This is a genomic window from Streptomyces sp. NBC_00440, assembly GCF_036014215.1.
In the GTDB taxonomy this organism is placed as follows: Bacteria; Actinomycetota; Actinomycetes; order Streptomycetales; family Streptomycetaceae; genus Streptomyces.
On the sequence record NZ_CP107921.1, the window covers coordinates 4,534,694 to 4,549,543 of the forward strand.

The 14,850-nt window shown below is 72.2% G+C and carries 11 protein-coding genes; 10 read left to right on the plus strand and 1 reads right to left on the minus strand.

Annotated elements, in window-relative coordinates:
• The first annotated feature begins 34 nt into the window (after window positions 1-34).
• The 10 genes from OHB13_RS20435 to OHB13_RS20480 all read left to right on the plus strand — a co-directional run bounded on the left by OHB13_RS20435 (window position 35) and on the right by OHB13_RS20480 (window position 13,956).
• A complete protein-coding gene (locus OHB13_RS20435) occupies window positions 35-1,081 on the plus strand; it encodes a hydroxyacid dehydrogenase (protein ID WP_328378063.1) in 1,047 nt (348 codons plus the stop codon).
• Window positions 1,078-2,532 (plus strand): sulfatase family protein, encoded by a 1,455-nt coding sequence (locus tag OHB13_RS20440; protein ID WP_328378064.1) that lies wholly within the window; start codon window positions 1,078-1,080, stop codon window positions 2,530-2,532. The genes OHB13_RS20435 and OHB13_RS20440 overlap by 4 nt, the downstream gene beginning before the upstream one ends.
• On the plus strand, window positions 2,529-3,782 hold the full coding sequence (locus OHB13_RS20445; protein WP_328378065.1) for an extracellular solute-binding protein: 1,254 nt from the start codon (window positions 2,529-2,531) through the stop codon (window positions 3,780-3,782). The genes OHB13_RS20440 and OHB13_RS20445 overlap by 4 nt, the downstream gene beginning before the upstream one ends.
• Window positions 3,783-3,864: 82 nt before the next feature.
• Window positions 3,865-4,821 carry a carbohydrate ABC transporter permease gene (locus tag OHB13_RS20450; protein WP_328378066.1) on the plus strand — a complete coding sequence of 319 codons (957 nt, stop codon included), beginning with the start codon at window positions 3,865-3,867 and terminating at the stop codon, window positions 4,819-4,821.
• Window positions 4,818-5,669 carry a carbohydrate ABC transporter permease gene (locus OHB13_RS20455; RefSeq protein ID WP_328378067.1) on the plus strand — a complete coding sequence of 284 codons (852 nt, stop codon included), beginning with the start codon at window positions 4,818-4,820 and terminating at the stop codon, window positions 5,667-5,669. Before OHB13_RS20450 ends, OHB13_RS20455 begins: the two co-directional genes overlap by 4 nt.
• Window positions 5,666-6,565 carry a Gfo/Idh/MocA family protein gene (locus OHB13_RS20460; RefSeq protein ID WP_328378068.1) on the plus strand — a complete coding sequence of 300 codons (900 nt, stop codon included), beginning with the start codon at window positions 5,666-5,668 and terminating at the stop codon, window positions 6,563-6,565. Before OHB13_RS20455 ends, OHB13_RS20460 begins: the two co-directional genes overlap by 4 nt.
• A gap of 320 nt (window positions 6,566-6,885) precedes the next feature.
• The gene (locus OHB13_RS20465; protein ID WP_328378069.1) at window positions 6,886-7,359 is read left to right on the plus strand and encodes a CU044_2847 family protein; all 474 of its coding nucleotides are present in this window, start codon (window positions 6,886-6,888) and stop codon (window positions 7,357-7,359) included.
• 2 nt (window positions 7,360-7,361) lie between these two features.
• Entirely contained in the window at window positions 7,362-9,506 is a 2,145-nt protein-coding gene (locus OHB13_RS20470) for a VMAP-C domain-containing protein (RefSeq protein ID WP_328378070.1), read from the plus strand.
• Entirely contained in the window at window positions 9,503-10,516 is a 1,014-nt protein-coding gene (locus OHB13_RS20475; RefSeq protein WP_328378071.1) for an AAA family ATPase, read from the plus strand. Before OHB13_RS20470 ends, OHB13_RS20475 begins: the two co-directional genes overlap by 4 nt.
• On the plus strand, window positions 10,513-13,956 hold the full coding sequence (locus OHB13_RS20480) for an SAV_2336 N-terminal domain-related protein (protein WP_328378072.1): 3,444 nt from the start codon (window positions 10,513-10,515) through the stop codon (window positions 13,954-13,956). Before OHB13_RS20475 ends, OHB13_RS20480 begins: the two co-directional genes overlap by 4 nt.
• On the opposite strand, the gene OHB13_RS20485 is transcribed toward OHB13_RS20480, so the two are convergent.
• Window positions 13,949-14,848: a carbohydrate ABC transporter permease gene (locus tag OHB13_RS20485; protein ID WP_328378073.1), complete on the minus strand. Its 900-nt coding sequence runs from the start codon at window positions 14,846-14,848 to the stop codon at window positions 13,949-13,951. The genes OHB13_RS20480 and OHB13_RS20485 overlap by 8 nt on opposite strands.
• Between the last annotated feature and the right edge of the window lie 2 nt (window positions 14,849-14,850).

Here is a 14,850-nt window from a genome sequence, read left to right on the forward strand (position 1 = left end):
ACAGAAGTTACTCCTCCTGACTAGCTTCGCCGCCATGAACCATCACCTCGGAGCCCACCGGGGAGCCTCAGCTCCCCGTCGCTCACCCACGCGGATCTTGCTGAGCGTCCCCGCTGCCGAGGCGGACGCGTTCTTCCCGCCGGAGACGGTCCGCGCCCTGGAGCAGCTCGGCGAGGTCACCGAGATCCAGCCGAGCGCACTGCAGGACCCGGACGCGTTCCGCGCGGCCGCCGCAGGCGTGCACGTCTTCGTCACCGCATGGGGGTTCCCGCGGCTGGACGCCACGCGTCTGGCGCTCGCCCCCGAGCTGCGTCTCGTCATGCACGCCGCCTCCTCCGTGCAGACGTTGGTGAGCGACGACTTCTGGGCCGCGGGTGTGCAGATCTCGCAGGCCGGCGCCGCGATGGCGTCCTCCGTCGCCGAGCTCTCGCTCACATTCACGCTCTCCCTGCTGCGCCGCACCCACCGCCTCGACCACGCTCTGCGCTCGGGCAGGAGCTGGCAGGAAGCCCGCGCGGTCGAGCGTGCCCGTGAGATCCGTGACGCCCGCATCGCCGTCATCGGTGCCTCACGCACCGGACGGCCATACATCGAGACCTGCCGGGCGCTGGGCGCCGAGGTCCGGGTGTACGACCCCTACCTGATCCCGCCGGATCCCTTGGCATCACTGGCCGGTGACCTGCCCGACCTGTTGTCCTGGGCAGACGTCATCGCGGTGCACGCCCCGGACACCGCCGAGAGCCGGGGCATGATCGGCGCTGCGGAGATCGCCGCAATCCGCGACGGGGGCCTGTTCGTCAACACGGCCCGCCCCTCGCTCGTGGACATGGACGCCCTGTTCGAGGCGGTCGCCTCCGGCCGGATCGACGCCGCGCTCGACGTGTTCGACATCGAGCCGCTTCCCGGGGACGACCGGTGGCGAGGCCTGCCCAACGTCCTGCTCACCCCGCATCTGGGCGGAGCCAGCGCCGGCTCCCGGCGGCGTGCTGGACACATTGTCGTCGACGAGATCAGCCGGCACCTCGCCGGGCAGCCTCTGCAGCACGCGCTCACGCGCACGGACCTGGAGCGGATGGGATGACCGAGCCGCGCAACATCCTGCTTGTCCACTGCCACGACCTGGGGCGGTTCCTCGGCGTGTACGCCGTTCCCACCGTGGTGACCCCCCGCCTGGATCAACTGGCCGCGGAGTCGGCCGTCTTCGAGACCGCCTTCGCCACGGCGCCGCACTGCAGCCCCGCCAGGGCGTCGCTGTTCACGGGCACCTACCCGCAGACCAATGGCGTGCTCGGCCTCACCCACGACCCCTTCGGCTGGGACCTGCACGAGCCGAACACCCACATCGCCCACCGCCTGAAGTCAGCCGGCTACCGGACCGAACTCATCGGCGTGCACCACGAGTCCCGCGTACTCCCCGACGACACCGTGGCCGCGCGCCTCGGCTTCGACCGGGTGCGCAGCGGCGGCGACCGCGACGTGGTCGTCGAGCGCACCACCGACGCTCTGAACCGGGCTTCGGCCTCCGACGCCCCGTTCTATCTGCAGGTCGGCTTCCACGAACCGCACCGCACACCCTCCAGAGACGACCGGCCCGGCGTCATGGGCTTCCTCGGTGACGCCGTACGACCCGACAGCTCTCTCGGCCATACCGTGCCCCCCTACCTGCGCGACGACCTGGGTGCCCGCGAGGAGATCGCCGAACTGCAGGGCGCCGTCCGGCACATGGACGAAGGTGTCGGCCGCATCCTGGACCACCTCGACGCGCTCGGCCTGCGGGAGGAGACGATCGTCGTCTTCACCACCGACCACGGTCTCGCCCTGCCCCGGGCCAAGTGCACCCTCTACGACCCCGGCCTGGAAGTGGCCCTCATGATGCGCGTCCCGGGCCGCGCCCCATGGGCGGGACGCCGTCTCGCCCCGATGGTGAGCCACGTCGACGTGCTGCCCACGCTCCTGGACCTGGTCGGTCTGCCCCGGCCCGAAGGCCTCGCCGGCACGAGTCTCGTCCCGCTGGCGGCGGACGGCCGGCCCCCGCGTGAGCACACCTTCGGCCAGCTCACCCACCACACGTATTACGACCCGAAGCGCTCGGCACGCTCCGCCACGCACAAGCTGATCGTCAACCTCGCCAACGCCCCCCGTGCGATGGACCCCACGCAGTCCTGGGTGCACCGGAGCCTGCCGGCCGACCTCAACGGTCCCACCATCGGCTCCAGCCCTCTGCTGGAGCTGTACGACTTGGAGCGAGACCCGCACGAGAGGGACAACCGAGCCGACGACCTCACCTGCCGGGACGCCTTGACCGGGCTCGCCGCCGCGCTGCTCGGCTGGATGCGCGACACCGCAGACCCCCTGCTGACCGGCGAACCGCTGCTCGCCCGTCACCGGGACGCCCTCGCGACCCTGACCGCCGTCGCGCAGGGGCCCGACGCGGCCCCGGCCCCCGGCCCGTTCTCTGCCGCCGCGAACGGACCGGCCCTCGCCCAGGCCGTCGAAGGACCAGAAGGACCACGAGAGGGAGAAACCGCATGAGCATCCGACCGCTCCGCTACGCGGCCCTGGCAGCCGCCGCACTTCTGGCGTTCACAGCCTGCTCCTCGTCCTCCGGCTCCGACGGCAAGGCCAAGGTGACGCTGTGGATGTACCCCGTCATCAAGGACGCGGCAGCGAGCAAGAAGTACTGGGAGAAGACCGAGGCCGACTTCGAGAAGACCCACCCCGGCATCGACCTGAACATCGATCTGCAGACCTTTGACAAGCGGGACGCCCAGATATCCGCCGCACTCGCGGCGGGCTCCGGCCCGGACATCGTACTGATCACCCCCGACCAAGCCGCCACGTACCAAAAGGTGCAGGGGCTGCTGCCCGTGGACGACGCCGTGGCGAACCAGCGGGGGGCTTTCTACCCAGGGACACTCAAGGCCGCCACCTTCGACGGAAAGTTGTACGGGGTGCCGCTCTTCCAGAACGTGAACGCCACCGCGTACAACACGAAGATCTTCGCTGACGCCGGTCTCGAACTGCCCAGGACCTGGGCCGACGTTCTCAAGGCGGCTCCCGTGCTCGCCAAGAAGGGCATCGCGGTCATGGACTACGCCGGCAGCACCGAACAGACGCTCAACCTCTCCTTCTACCCGCTGCTGTGGCAGGCCGGCGGTGCGGTCTTCACCAAGGACGGCAAGGACGTGGCGTTCGACTCCGCCGCCGGTGTCTCCGCGCTGCAGTTCCTCGTCGACCTGAAGAAGAAGGGCGGACTGCCGGCCGGCGCCGCCATCGCGGGACCCGCCGTCCAGGGTGCCCCCATCGCGGCCGGCAAGGTCGCCATGCGTCCGGTCACTTCACTGCCCGAACTGCAGCAGATGCGCGCCGCCCTCGGCAAGGACAGCGTCACTCTCGGCCTCCCGCTGAAGGACCAGGCGCGCGCGACCTACGGCAACCCCGGGCTGCTCTCCCTGACCTCGATCAACAAGGACAGCAACCGCAAGGCCGCCTACGAAGTGCTGTCCTACCTGTCCTCCGCGAAGGCGCAGGCCTCCCTCAACGCCGCGGCGGGCAACTTCCCGGCACGCACCGACGTTCAGGCCCCCGGAACCGGACCGGACTTCAAGACGATGACGAAGGCCCTGAAGTACGCCAACCCCGGCGAGCCCTCGCCCGCCGCCCGCCAGGTGATGTCGGCGCTGGCGCCCTGCATCCAGGCCGCGCTCGACGGTGACCTCTCGGTGAAGGAGGCGCTCGACAAGGCCGCGAAGGAAGCCCGCGCCCTGCTCGCCCGTTCCTGACCCAGCAGACGAGCCATGCGTCCCCGGCCCCGAGAGAGGCCGCACCGCTCCCGAACCGTCTCCGCCACGTCGATTGGCCGCCATGCCCGTGCGCACACCCACCAGAACAGCACCCGACAGCCGAGCGGCGTCCCGCCCGGCCGCGGTGAAGACCTCTGCCGGCAGCCGTGCGGCCCACCGTCGCGAAGCGGTCGCAGGCATCCTGTTCGTCCTTCCGACACTCGTCATCTTCGGCCTGTTCAAGTTCCTCCCCATCGCGGGTGCGGGCGCCATGAGCCTGACGCAGTACCGGCTCAACGGCGACGTGTCCTGGCTCGGGACGCAGCACTACCAACGCCTCTTCTCCGACCCGAACTTCTGGCAGTCGCTCACGGCCACCGCCGCCTACGTCGTCATCTTCGTGCCGCTGACCATCGCCGTGTCCCTGGGCGGCGCGCTGCTGCTGAACACGCTGGTGCGCTTCACCGGCACATTCCGCGCCCTGCTCTTCGTGCCCTACCTGAGTTCCTTCGTCATGGCCGGCATCATCTGGTCCTGGATCTTCGACACCGACGGACCGCTGAACGCCGCGCTGCGCGGACTCGGTGCCGGCACGGTGCCCTTCCTGTCCGGGGACCAGTGGCTGGTGATCGGCTGCCTCGCCATGGTGTCGGTGTGGAAGGGCTTCGGCTACTCCATGCTCGTCTTCCTCGCCGGCCTGAAGGCCCAGCCGGCGGAGGTGCACGAGGCGGCCCGCATCGACGGGGCGAGCAGCCTGCAGGCCTTCTGGCACGTGACGTTGCCGCTGCTCAAGCCCGTGCTGTTCTTCGTCCTCGTGATCGAGACGATCGTCGGTTTCCAGGTCTTCGACACCATCTACGTCATGACCGGCGGTGGCCCCAACAGGGCCAGCTACAGCCTCATCTATTTCCTCTACGACGAGGGCTTCAAGTACCTCGACTTCGGCTACGCGGCGGCCATCGGCATGGTGCTCTTCGCCATCGTGCTGGTCCTTTCCCTCATCCAGCGGCACTTCGTCGAAAGGAAGGACGCCAAGTGACCTCCCCGTCCACCACCCTCGGCACGCGACGCGGGAGCCCCACGCACCGCAGCCGGCGCGTCGCGGCCCTCCTGCTGACCCTCATGTCGCTGTTCACGGTAGGCCCGCTGCTCGCCGTTGCCGTCCTGGCCCTTTCGCCTGAGGACGCACCCACACTGCCGGACGCGCTGCCCGACTCGCTGACCCTCGACAACATCACACGCATCTTCCAGGTCGGCGACTTCCCGCTCTGGCTGCTCAACTCCTTCGTCTACTCCGTCGTCTCGGTGGTGGTCATCCTGCTCACCGCGTCAATGGCCGCCTACGCCCTGGTACGCAAGCGCTTCCCGGGCCGCAACGCCGTGCTGTGGGCGATCGTCGCCACTCTCATGGTGCCGATGCAGGCGACGCTCATCCCCACGTTCATCCTCGTCGCCCGCATGAACGGGGTGAACACGCTCTGGGGCCTGATCATGCCCACCCTCGCCAACGCGCAGGCCGTGTTCCTCATCCGGCAGTTCGTCCGCGACCTGCCCGACGAACTGTTCGACGCGGCACGTATCGACGGAGCGGGGGAATGGCGCACCTTCGCGCGGATCGTGCTGCCCCTGATCCGGCCGGTGCTGGCCACGCTCGCCATCTTCGTCTTCCTGTGGCACTGGAACGACCTGCTGTGGCCGCTGGTCGTGGGCCAGACCGACGAGGCCCGCACGCTGACCGTCGGGCTCGCCACGCTGCACACCGAGACCGTGTCGACGCCGAGCATCATGTCCGCCGCCTTCGTCAGCTTCATCCCCTGCTTCGTGATCTTCATCGTGCTGCAGCGGCACATTGTCGCCGGCGTCACGTCCTCGGGGGTGAAGGGATGACGCCCCGATCGCCGGAACCGCCGCTGCGCCTCGGACTCATCGGCCTCGACTCCCCGCACGCGCCGTCCTTCACGCGCCTGTTCGGCGACGGCGTCAACGGCAACGTGCCGGGCGGCACGATCGCCGCGGCCTGGAAGGGCATGGTGGCCGCGGACTTCCCGCTCGGCCGGGGCCGCATCGACTCCTTCGCCCGGGAGGTGACAGAACTCGGGGTCCCGCTGTACGCCACCCCTGAGCAGGTCGCCGAGGGCTGCGACGCTCTGCTCGTCGTCGCCTCCGACGCCCGCACCCACGCGGACCACTTCACCCGGCTGGCTCCGTTCGGCAAGCCGGTCTACGTCGACACGCGCTTCGCTCTCACCACTGAGGACGCCAGGGCCATGCTGGCGACGGCCGGTGTCCACGGGTGTCTGCCGCTGGCGGGCTCGCCGAAGCGCTTCACGCCCGAGTTCCGCTGCGCCGCCAACCGGGGCCGGCCCGACCGCGTCGACCTGACCGGCCCGCTGCCCACCCAGCCCGGACATCCGTTCCTGGCCTGGTACGGCGTGCACCTGGTCGACCTCGCGGTCGCGGCGCTCGGACCGGGATGCGCACAAGTCGACGCCTCGACCGGCGAAAGGGTCACGCTGACCTGGCCGGACGGGCGGACGGCGACCCTCGGCGGCGAGGAACGGTGGTCACCGCTCACGACGGGGCGCGTCAGCGGTCCCGGCGGAGCAGCGGAGTTCACCATCGAGGCCGGACCGCCCATGCTCACCGGGCTGCTCACCTCGATCGTCGACGCCTGCCGCACCGGCACCCCCAATGTCCCCGAGGCGGAGGTGCTCGACATCGTCGCGATCGTCGAGGCCGCCCACCGCAGCCGCACGAGCGGCGCACCGGTGAACCTGGCGTGATCCATCAGCGTTCGTGCTGCTCCGCGAGCCGCGAGGCCGCGACAGTGAGGGGCCGGTACGCAAGGTCCCCGTCTGCACGTCTCCCAGGCCCAGTGTCTGCTCGCCAACCGGCTTTCGTATTCGTGCGGGGCTCCTGCCCCACGGTATGCGCGGCACGCGCCCCGTGGCGACGACACCGTCGTGGCGGGAGATCCCGGGCGCGGACTGGCGCCGGCGCGAAGGGTCCGGCTCGATCATGCGCAACACCCAATGCACCGATCAGGTAACCGAGTTACCGGTTCGGTGCCCCCCGGACGCGTTCGACTGGCGACAATGTGCACGTGTCTACTACGCCTGACCTCGAACTCGACGACGGTACGCCGGTCCGCTTCCTGCTCACCCCCGTCGAGGGCGCGGACCCCGCGCCTGCCGCCTCCGACCGTGACCTCCCGGAAGGCATGGGGCAGGCCGTGCCGGTGGCCGCGGGCGGCCGGGGCGTCGCCAACTTCGCGGCCGGGGCCCTGCGCGGGGTGTTCAAGCCGCTGGGTCCGCTGCTCCAAGAGGTGCACCACGCCGTCTCCTCAGCGCCCGAGCCGCCCACGGAGCTGAGCGTGACTTTCGGGGTGCAGGTCGGCCAGGACCTCAAGTTCGGGATCGTGGGCTCCAACGGTCAGGCCCATCTCACCGTCACCGCCAGCTGGAAGCCCGCCACCAACTCCGCCGCCAACTCCGCGCCCGCCGCCACGAACTCCGCTCCCGCTGCCCCGCCCGCCAACTCCGCCCCGGCCGCCGCCCCGACGTCCGACGGGGAGTGAGCGTGGGGTGGTTCCGCTCCGCGGGGGACGTGGACGACGACGACCCGTCCCTCCACGTCGTGTCCGTACTGCGGGCCGAGGGCGACAAGGCCGCAGGAGCGGGCTTCGTACTCGGCGCCGACACCGTGCTGACCTGCGCCCACGTCGTCAACGACGCCCTGGGCCGCGACATGTTCGAGTTCCGGTCGCCGGGGACCGGCGAGATTCCCGTGGAACTGCGCGACGCCGTGCGGTGGTACCGGTACCCCGCGCGGGTGGCGCACTGGATCCCGCCACGCGGCCGGGACGGCGGCGCGGTGCGCAGGGGCGACGACGAGTGGCTGGGCGACCTCGCGGTGCTGCGCGTCGACGGGCCCGCCGGGGGCCTGCCCGTCGCCGGCCGGGCCGCCATGGCGGTCGGCCAGGAGGTGGGGGCCTGGCACGGCGGCGGCCGGGCCGCCACCCTCGCCCGCCTCACCGTCGCCTCGCTCCACCGCTCCCTGGGCTACCTGGACGGCGAGTCCACCGGCATGGCGGTCGGCCCGGGCTACAGCGGCGGACCGCTCTGGTGCCGGCACGAGCGGGCCGTCGTCGGCCTGGTCGTCGCGCACTTCATGCCGCCGCGCGACCCCGGCACCGGGGCCCCGCTCCCGTACAGCCCCCAGCATCTCGTGCGGCGCAGCTGGGCCGTCCCCTGGCAGCGCGTCGAGGCCGAACTGCGCCCCCTGGGCATCCTCGACGCGGTGCTCCCCGCACCCCTCGACATGGAGGACCCCGCCTTCCTGCTGCTGACGGAGGCGATCGTGGAACTCCTGCCGGTGATGAGCGAGCGCATCGACCGCGCCCAGCGGCTGGCCACCGCGTGCGGCATCCCGAACGGCAGCGGCGTCACCCCGCCCACCCCCGAGGAGTTCGCGGCGTTCCTCCTCACGCACCCGCGCGCTCTGGCGGCCCTCTCCGGGATCATGCGCCGCGACACCCCGGAAGCCGCCGACCGGCTGCTCGCGGCGGGCAGCCTCTCGCGCGCGCCCAGGCTGCTGTCCCCGCAGGAGTACACCGCACTGCGCAAGCATCTGCGGGCCATGGACCGGGCCGTGCTCGACCGGTTCCCGGAGGCGGTGCGCGCCGCGCTGCCGCATCTGGCAGCCCAGCCCGGCGGAGACTCCCTGGACGAGCTCCTCGACCACCTGGAGGTGCTGCCGGGCGACGGTCACTCCACCGGCCGGGAACGCCGGGTCCCGGCGCTGCTGCGCGTCATGGAGTACGTCGGTGCGCTGGGCACAGGGCCCCGGCGGGCGCAGCTGCGGATGTGGGCGGACGGGGTGGCCCAGCGCCTCGGTATCCCGCGGCCTGCGCTCGGCGAGCGCCGGGCCGATGCCCAGGAGTGGGTGCGCTCCGTGCGCGAGCGCTCCGCGCGGGTGCGCGTCCTGGTGCAGGTGACACGGGCGGAGCCGGGCCGGCACCACCTGCGGAGCTGGTGCGACGAGGGGGCCGGGCCCCGGCAGGTGTCGACGGACAGCGCCGTGTCGTACTCGGCGTCGGAGGCGGCGCGCGAGGTGCTGCGCGTACTGGACTCGCTCAGGCCCCCGGACGGGGACGAACGGCCGCCCCTGGTCGAGGTGCTGGTGGACCGCGGCAGCCTGAACCTGCCCGTGGACGAGTGGGAGGCGCGGGACCCGGACGAGATCGTGCCGGGGGTGCTCGGCGTGGAGTACCCGCTGGTCGTGCACTGCCCCGAGCTCCTGCGCAGACACGGCCGGTTCATGTCCCACTGGCGCACCCGGTGGAACCGGCTCGACTCGGGGAAGACCGTTGTCGTCTCGGAGTCCATGGACCGCGACGCCGTCTACTCCACCCTTGTCAACCAACTCGACACGGTGCGCGTCTCCGTGGACGTACCACCCGGCCCGCGTGACGGCATCGTGCAGATCTGTCTCGCGCTGGGCATACCTGTGGTGGTGTGGGACCGCGGTGGGGACGGAGCGTCACATGTCGTCGAGCACATGGCGGACGTCGCCACCCGGGAGCTGCCCGACGGGGTGCGCGGCTACCGGGCCAACGCCATGGCCAGTCCGCCCGAGTTCCCCGGCCGCCCGGTCCTCGCCTGGGCCGACGCCGACCGCACCGTGCCCCGACTGCACCTGACCGAACCACAGGAGAGCACATGACATCCGCTCCCGGTCCCGCTCCCGACGCCGATGCCGGTGCCCCTGCCGATGGTGCCGGTGGTGCCGGTGGTGCCGACGCGGACTGGCGGCTCTTCCGCGGCGACGGCGTGCCCCGGGCCATCGCCCTCCCGTCGGCCCCGCCCTGGCGGCGTTTCACGCCCGTACGGTCGATGCGCCCCGAGTTGCCGTATCTGATCGAGCCCCGGCACGCCGACGTCGTCAACGCGGCGCTGCACCTGCGCCGTCCGCTGCTGGTGACCGGCCCCGCCGGCACCGGCAAGTCGTCGCTGGCCCGCGCCATCGCGCACGAACTGCGGCTGGGGGAGCTGCTGCGCTGGCCCGTCAACAGCCGCTCCACCGTGAAGGACGCCCTCTACCAGTACGACGCGATCGGCCGGCTGCGCGAGACGACGCTGAGCCGGGACCGCGGCGAACGCGAGCCGTCGATCGGCACGTTCATCCGGCTCGGCCCGCTCGGCACCGCCCTGGTGCCGTCGTCCACCCCGCGCGCCCTGCTCATCGACGAGATGGACAAGGGCGACGTCGATCTGCCCAACGACCTGCTCACCGTCTTCGAGGAGGGCGTCTTCGACATCGCGGAGCTGACCCGGCTCCCGGAGGACATGGCCGACGTGGAGGTGCAGAACCTGGACCACCGGGGCACGGTCCGGGTGCACCAGGGGCTCGTCCAGTGCGCCGAGTTCCCCGTCGTGGTGATCACCAGCAACGGCGAGCGGGACTTCCCGCCCGCGTTCCTGCGCCGCTGCGTCCGGCTCGACCTGCCGGTGCCCGACGAGGAGCGGCTGCGTGCCATCGTCGCCGCGCACCTCGGCGAGGAGGCGCTGCGGGAGGCCGAGGACCTGATCGAGGTCTTCCTGCGCCGCCGGGCCCCGGGCGAACTCGCCACCGACCAGCTGCTCAACGCCGTGTTCCTGCGCGCGGGCGGTATCGACCTGGACGCTGAAGGGCTGCTGGACGCCGTACTGCATCAGCTCACCGGGGCGATGTGACCACGGCGGGCGATCCGGAGGCGGCGGGTCCGGGGGCGGCAGCCACCCCCGGCGGCCCGCTCGCCGACGCGCTGCGGGTCCTGTCCGCCTGCGGTCACGACCTGGACGCGGACCAGGTCCTCGACGTGCTCTGGCTGGCCCGCAGGCTGCCCGCGGGCCAACACGCGCCGCTCCACCGGGACGAGCCCGCCGCACCGCCGCCCCCCGAGCCGCCGGACTCCGGACCGGAGGCGGGCGGCCCGCGGCAGCCCGTACCGGAGGCCGACGACCCGGATCTGCCCGACCTCACCACCCCGGCCCTGTACGCGGCGGCCCGCCAGGGCCCCGCGCCCGGAACGCGGCCGCCAGAGCCGGGCCCGCGGCCGCGCAGGGCGATGCCGCTGCGGATCCCCGAGGACAAGGCACTCGCCGACGAGCTCGAACTCGGCCGGGCGCTGCGGCCGTTGCGCCGCAGACGGGACAGCCGGCACCGCACCGAGATCGACGAGGAGCGCACTGCGGCCGGACTCGCCGAGACCCGGCTCGCCGACGTGGTGCAGCGGCCGGTGCGCGAGCGCTGGCTGAACCTCGTCCTGCTCGTCGACGACGGTCTGTCCATGCTGCTGTGGCACCGCCTCGGTGCGGAGCTGCGCGCCCTGCTGGAACGGCTGGGCGCCTTCGCCACCATCCGCGTACTCGGTCTCGACACCCGTACTCCGCACCAACCGCGGCTGCACGCCAGGCCGTTCCGTACGGACGGCGCGGAGCTGCCGCTGAGCATCGTGAACGACCCGTCGGGCCGTACCCTCCTGCTGGTCGTCAGCGACGGCATGGGCGCCGCCTGGCGGTCCGGCACGATGCACGAGCTGCTGGCCGTGCGGGCGGCGCGCGGCCCGGTCGCGGTGCTGCACACCCTGCCGCCCGACATGTGGGAGGCGTCCGGCATATCCGCCGAGAGCTGGCGGGCCACCACCCGGCGCATCGGTGGCGCCAACACCTCCTGGGAGATCGCGGATCCGGTACTGCCTCCGGGGCTCGCCGACTTCGACGGGGTGCCGGTGCCCGTCCTTGAGCCGACGGCCCGCTCGCTGCGGGACTGGGCGCGGCTGCTCGCCTCGCCGGGCACCACCGTGGAGCTGCCGCTGCTGGCCGGGCCCGGCCGGTTCGGGGCCGTGGCCCCCTCCCGGGACCTCAGCAGCGTCCAGCACTTCCGCGACGCGGCCACCCCGGAGGCGTACCGCCTCGCGGCCCATCTCGCCGCGGTCTCCCCGCTGTCCGTACCGGTGATGCGGCTGGTGCAGAGCGCGGTGCCCTGGAAGGCCGGTACGTCCGACCTCGCGGAGGTGTTCCTCGGCGGGCTCGTACGCCCGCATCCGGCGCCCGTACCAGGTCCGCTGCCCGCCAAGCACCGGGTCTTCGACTTCTCCGACGAGACCAAGGCCGTACTGCTCGACGCGGTCCCGCAGGCCGAACTCCTCCACACCAGCCGCCGGATCGGACGCCGCCTCGGGGAACTCGCCGGAAACTCGCCCGACTTCCCGGCCTGGCTGGCCCATCCGGACGGCTCCGCCCAGCTGCCCGGCTCGCACCAGCCGTTCACCAGCGTCGAGCGGCGGCTGCTCAGCCGGTTCGGTGTCTCGTTCGGCGACCCGGCGTCCACCCCGGGCCCTGAGCGCGAGCCCGAAGGCCCCGACGCCGACCACTGGGAACCGCTCACCGACGACGACCCGCGCCGGCTCGGCGGGTACGAGCTGCGCGGCCGTCGCCGCGGGCGCCGCACGGTCGTCTACCGGGGAGTCGATCCAGAGGGCGAGGAGGCCGTGCTGCGGATACCGCGCCCCGATCTCCCCGCGTCCAACAGCCGGTTGATCGACGTGGAGGCCGAGGTGCTCCGCCGGCTCCAGGGGCAGTGCGCACCCGTCCTGCTCGCCGACGGGCTCCGGGACTCGCCGCGCTGGCTCGCGATGACGCCGATCGCGGACGCGGACTCGCCGGCCGCGCAGCCCCCGCGCCTCGGGGACATCTACGCGCAGGCCGTGCGGGGCTACACCGCTCCCTTCGACATCCTGCGCGGGCTGCTCGTCGCCTGCTACCTCGCGAACGCCCTCAGCGTGTGCCATGTGAACGGCATCGTGCTCGCCGACCTCAGTGCCGACAGTGTGTTCGTCCTGCGCCGCTCCGTGGTGCTCGCGGATCTCTCGGACTGTGCGGTCGACGGGGTGTATGCGGGTTCGGGACCGGTCCCCACCCGCGAGGACAACATGCGCTCCCTCGGCGAGCTGCTCCAGCTCATCAGCAGCAAGGTGGGGTATGAGCTGCCGGGTCTGCCGGAAGGGATGCACCTGTGGCAGGGCGGCGCCTGGGACCAGTTGCGCGACCTGGTGCTGCGCTGCCTCGACGTGGATCCGGCGCGGCGTCCCGCGGCGAGCGAGGTCGCCGAACTCCTGGCCCGGTACGTCGCCAGGGTGCGGCTCCAGCGCGGCGGCGCCGAAGGCCCCGCCCCGCTCGCCACCGGCAGCCACCGGCCGTCGGCGCGGGTGCCGCTCGACCCGCCCCGGGACGGGAGCGAGCAGCGGCCGGCGGGGAGCGGGCTGCGACTGCCGCGCTTCGGGTCCGCCCGCCGCGAGACGCTGGCGCGCCTGGAGCGGCTGCGCAGGCCACTGCCGTACAGCAGGCGGGTGACCCTGGCCGGCGCCTACCACTACAGCGGGCGGGCCACGGCGACGATGGTGCTCGGCTCGCTGCTCGCCTCCGTACGCGCCGAGCCGGTCCTGGCCCTCGACGGCGCCGCGTCCGAGGGGTCGCTCGACGCCTTCCTCACCCGGCGCAACGAGGCCGTCGTACGCGATCTGGCTGCGCTCGAACCCACCCCCTCGTACGCGGAGATCCGCGCCCTCACCACCCGGCTGCCGTCCGGCCTCGAAGTGATGGCCCACCGTGGGGGCCACTTCAGCCAGAACCCGGCGCACGCACACGAGTACGCCCGGGTGCTGGCGCAGACCGCTCGCCACTACTCCTGTGTGCTGACCGACTGGTCCCGGCTGCGGCTCGACCGTTCGGCCCAGGTGGTCCTGGACCACACCGACCGGCTGGTCCTCTGCTGCGGCACCGCGGACTGGTTCCTCGACGCTGCGGTGCGGACCCTCGACGACGTACGGGAGGCGGGGCACGAGCGGATGGCGCGCGAGGCGGTCGTGGTGGCCGCCGAGGTCGGCGGGTCGTCCGGCCGGCGGCTGCCCGCCTCCTTCGCCGGGCGGCTCGGCGTGGACCCCGGCCAGGTGGTGCACGTCCCCTTCGACACGGCGCTGCAGTCGCCCGGCTGGGAGCTCGGCTGGCTGCGGGCGGCCACCGTGAACGCGTACCTCCGGCTCGCCGAGCTGGTCCTGGGCGCCGACGGCACCGGGGCCGCAGACCCGGAGCCGGCGCCGGCCCCGGATCCCGGTTCCCCGCCCGCTACTTGATCCCGGTGGTCGCCACGCCCTGCACGATCCGCCGCTGGAAGACCAGGAACACCGCGATCAGCGGCAGGAATCCGAGCACCGACGACGCCATGACCTCCGCGTACTGGATGTTGCTGTTGTTGACCAGGGACGCCAGACCCACCGGGATCGTCTGCGACTTGGTCTGGTTCAGGACGAGCAGCGGCCACAGGAACGCGTTCCACGAGTTGATGAACGTCAGGATCGACACCGTCGAGACCGCCGGACGGCAGATCGGCATACAGATCGTCCAGTAGACCCGCCACCAGCTCGCCCCGTCGATGCGCGCGGCCTCGATCAGCGGGACCGGGATGCCCTTGAAGAACGCCTGGAAGATGAAGACCGACACCGGCGCGGCCACCGACGGCAGGACCAGCGCCCAGTAGGTGCCGAGCAGATGCAGCGACCGGTACTCGATGAACTGCGGCAGGATCAGCGCCTCGGTCGGCAGCATCAGCCCCGCCGTGACCAGCGCCAGGAGGACGTTCCGGCCGGGAAAGCGGAGGAAGGCCAGGGCGAAGCCCGCCATCGAGCAGAACGCCACGGTGAAGACCACCGCGAGGGCCCCGATGACCAGGCTGTTGAGGTACCAGGAGCCGATCGGATAGGTGTCCCAGGCGTACGAGTACGCGTGCAGGGACCAGCCCCCGGCGAAGGGCGACGTCGGGTTCGCGGTGATCGAGCCGTCCGGCCGCAGCGAGGTGATGAGCGCCCACGCGAACGGGACGAGCCAGATCAGCGCGAACAGGGTGAGACAGACGGCGCAGAGCCGGTTGAAGAGTTTCGCGCCGTTGACGCCGGGCGGTGTGTGCGAGCCGGGCGATGCGGCCGGTCCCCCGGCGCCGGCGGGCCGCGGCTGGGTGATGCTGCTCAAGG